We start from the raw sequence: 1,666 nt of genomic DNA, 5'->3' as shown, positions 1-1,666 counted from the left end.
CGCCGCGATCTGGCACAACTGGAACACCGGCGCCCCCGTGAAACGGTCCCTGACTGCCTACGACCATTAACCCAAATTCACATCAGCGATCTAGGTGGCGTCGTGGACGACCAGGGCCAGCTGCACCCGGTTGTCCAGGCCCGCCTTGGTCAGGATGCGGGAGATGTAGCCCTTGACGGTGCCCACGCTCATGTGCAGCTCGCCGGCGATGACCGCGTTGGGCTTGCCCTGCCCTACGGCGAGCGCCACCTCGCGCTCCCGCTCGCTGAGGGCCGACAGCACGCGGCGGGCCTCGGCGCGCCGCCGGTCGTCCTCCTCGGGCATCAGGTGGGCGATCAGGCGGCGGGTGACGCTGGGCGACAGGCTCGGCTCGCCGGCCGCCACCCGCCGGATGGCCTCGACGATGCCCTCGGGCGGGGTGTCCTTGAGCAGGAACCCGCCGGCTCCGGCGCGCAGCGCCCGGAAGACGTGCTCGTCGGCGTCGAAGGTGGTCAGGATGATGACCTGCGGGGCGCCGGTGCGGGCGCGCAGCCGCCGGGTGGCCTCGATGCCGTCGAGGCCGGCCATGCGGATGTCCATCAGCACCACGTCGGGGGAGTGCTCGCCGACCGCGGCCTGGACCTGCCCGCCGTCGGCCACGGCCCCGACCACGCGCAGGTCGGGGGCGCCCTTGAGCATCAGGGTCAGCCCGGTGCGGACGAGCGCGTCGTCGTCGACGATCAGCACCCGGATCGGGCCGGGCTCACTCCGCGACTCATCCACGGGGCCATGGTAGCCGTGCGGCCAGCCGGAACCCGCCGTCGCCGGCCGGTCCGCGGTCCAGCCGGCCGCCCGCCAGGGTGACGCGTTCCTCCAGGCCCGCCAGCCCCGCTCCGGCGCCGGTGGCGGCCAGCTCGGCCCGTGGCCCGGCGGGCGGCGGGTTGTGCACCTCGACGGTCAGCTCCTGGCCGGCCGTGCCGCGCACCTCGACGGTGACGGGCCGGCCGGGGGCGTGCTTGCGGGCGTTGGTCAGGCCCTCCTGTACGACGCGGTAGGCGGTGCGCCGGGTCGGCTCGGGCAGGTCGGCGAAGCGTATGCCGTGTTCGCGCAGGTCGATGCGCATCCCGGCCCGCCGTGACTCCGCCACCAGCGGTTCCAGCCCGGCCGGTGGCTGCTCGGCGGACGGCCGCTCGGCGCAGGTGGGCTGGTCGCGGGGGTGCCGGCGCAGCACGCCGATGACGCCGCGCAGCTCCTGCAGGGCCTGGTGGGCGCTGGCGCGGATGACCTCGGCCGCCTCGGCGACCTCGGCGGGCGTGGCGGCGGCGTTGAAGCCGAGCGCGCCGGCGTGCACGGCCAGCAGCGACAGCCGGTGGGCCAGCACGTCGTGCATCTCGCGGGCGATGTCCAGGCGTTCGGCGCGGCGGGCCTCCTCGGCGCGTTGCCGCTGGTCGGCCTCGGCGCGGCGGGCGCGTTCGGCCAGCGAGGCGAGCAGTTGCCGGCGGGTCCTGGCCAGGATGCCCCAGCCGGTGACCGCTCCGCCGAACAGCACCGCGACCAGCGCCCACACCGGGTACGGCGCCAGCCCCGGCGGCCGCAGGGCGAACCTGGTCAGTGAGGCGGCCACCCACGCCGCACCGACGGCGACGGCCGCGGGCGGACGCCGGTGGAGCGCGACGACCAGCGTGGC

The 1,666-nt window shown here is 75.9% G+C and carries 2 protein-coding genes; both read right to left on the bottom strand.

The window, feature by feature from the left end; translation table 11 throughout:
* Window positions 1-90: 90 nt before the first annotated feature.
* Complete coding sequence (locus ABZ444_RS51400) at window positions 91-762, bottom strand: response regulator transcription factor (RefSeq protein ID WP_358012709.1); 672 nt, start codon at window positions 760-762, stop codon at window positions 91-93.
* Window positions 755-1,666, bottom strand: a 912-nt coding sequence (locus ABZ444_RS51395) for a histidine kinase (RefSeq protein ID WP_358012707.1), incomplete at its 5' end; no start/stop codon positions are given. The genes ABZ444_RS51395 and ABZ444_RS51400, both read right to left, overlap by 8 nt.

This window comes from Nonomuraea sp. NPDC005730 (assembly GCF_040630865.1).
Lineage (GTDB): Bacteria > Actinomycetota > Actinomycetes > Streptosporangiales > Streptosporangiaceae > Nonomuraea.
This window is presented reverse-complemented; position numbering and strand designations above follow the sequence as displayed.